The organism is Dellaglioa sp. CoH-57-MRSF-22, from assembly GCF_056781895.1.
This window is the reverse complement of sequence record NZ_JBXAXT010000030.1, coordinates 1-739: the sequence shown is the minus strand read 5'-3', so window position 1 is coordinate 739 and position 739 is coordinate 1. Positions and strand designations below refer to the sequence as shown.

1 protein-coding gene is annotated in these 739 nt (G+C 57.2%); it reads right to left on the bottom strand.

Annotation, left to right across the window (positions count from 1 at the left end):
• Window positions 1-337 precede the first annotated feature (337 nt).
• Window positions 338-739, bottom strand: a 402-nt coding sequence (locus AC1RPR_RS07925; RefSeq protein WP_481763421.1) for a hypothetical protein, incomplete at its 5' end; no start/stop codon positions are given.

Here is a 739-nt window from a genome sequence, read left to right as displayed (position 1 = left end):
CCATGTCGGCACGGTCGGGGAACGTCTGGAACTGACGATTAAATGCGAGCGTATTATCACGCTTGACGATGGGGCCCGGTTCGATTCGTTTGGTCCGCGCTACCTGTACGCCTGTATCACGCCGGAAGGGGCCCCATCGTCTATATAGGGGCGTCTAATGCGATGCCGCGTGAAGGGGAAACGGTGCGCATCAAAGCGGGCATCAAAGAGCACGGCGATTACAAGGGGACGCCTCAAACCCGGATCGCGCGCCCGTCGCGAATCACAGCATAAAGACCGATTAAATTAGTCGGGTATTGTTGACGCGATACCCGACATGGCGCATAATAGAGCCATCTTAACCGAACACGTAGAGGACACCATGCAAGTTATCAGCCTGACTGACGGGGGGAAAGAGCTGGGCGAGGTTCGCGCCGTTGACCTGATTTTTACGGGCATTCGTCGCATGCGCGATGCTGGCACGCAGCAAACTATCGTCGCACTGTCCGACGCGCGACTCTATATCGTGCGCACCGATTCGGCCGCGTGGAGGCTGAGTGACGCAACCGATACGGTCGCACGCCCCTACGACGCGGCAGGGCATGCGCTGGCCGTCGCTCGCGTCGATCAACACGACCTGTAACCCACTTACCCAAAGGAAAAGAAAATGACGATTACCGCCGCAGTATTTGAAAACGTGTTGCGTGAATACTCGTTGCGTGTCGCAAACACGCAGGGTCAGACGTTCGCGGATATGGCT